Consider the following 1,080-nt stretch of genomic DNA (forward strand, 5'->3'; position numbering starts at 1 on the left):
GAATGTCGTGTAAATGGACCATTCGAATGAACTCCACGATTCCTCTACCCTTCTCTAAAATCGGCGAGAACGTCGCAAATGGGCCAAATAGTAGATAATATTTACCGTCAGCAACACGCAGATCTAAGTGCGGAACTGACATTGGCGGTGCGCCAACAGCGGCTTTACCATATGTTTTTGCGCCATATGATTGGGCGACTTCTTTATCTATCTCTGCTGCAAGAAAACGACCACCAACTGGGAAACCTGAGAAGCGCCGACCTGCTGGTAGATGGCTCGCTTTTAAAATAGGGAAAGCACCACCGCCGGCGCCAACAAATAGCTTGTCTGCGCGCACCTGTTTCGCCACGCCGTTTTGTTCGCATTCAATCAACCAGCTACCAGATGGGCTCTTGTGCACGCGTTTAACATGCGTATTGTATTGAATATCCGCACTCTGCTCATTTTCCATATGCTGAGCAAGTTGCTTAGTAATCGACTCGAAGTTGACATCGGTGCCATGGTCAACGCGTGTTGCAGCCATCTTCTGATGACGAGATCGACCTTCCATCGTTAGTGGAATCCAGCTTTGAATTTCATCGAAGTCTTCTGACAACTTCATCTCGTCAAAGAAATGGTGCGATGCCATCTCTTTATAGCGCATGTGTAGAAGATTAATACTGTCTTCGTTTACCAGCGTGCAGTGCTTCGTCGGGTGAATAAAGCTTTCGGGATCTTTAATGATTCCGTTCTTTACTAAGTTTGCCCAATATTGCTTAGCGACGTTGAATTGAGCGTGGATGTCTAAGGCTTTTTCAACACTGATAACTTCTTCATCGACAGGTGTGTAGTTTAATTCGCAATTCGCTTCGTGACCGGTACCTGCATTATTAAAAACACTTGAGTTGCTTCCAGCAGCCTGATCAAGGCGCTCTAGAATCGTTATATTCAGTTTAGGGTCAACGGTTTTGGCGATATGCGCGAAAGTAACGCCCATAATACCGGCACCAATAATTACTACGTCCATTTTGTGTACCTGTGTTGAAAGCTGCTTTAGGCCTTTTAAGCCATTAGACACAACGTTTTTTATAAAAACTTGCA

Annotated in this window: 1 protein-coding gene; it reads right to left on the reverse strand. The window is 45.2% G+C overall.

What is annotated here, in order from left to right:
- The coding region (locus tag A3738_RS15240) for an FAD-dependent oxidoreductase (RefSeq protein ID WP_082890058.1) at positions 1-1,006 on the reverse strand (1,006 nt) is incomplete at its 3' end.
- Positions 1,007-1,080: the final 74 nt, after the last annotated feature.

The sequence above is a fragment of the Oleiphilus sp. HI0066 genome (genome assembly GCF_001635725.1).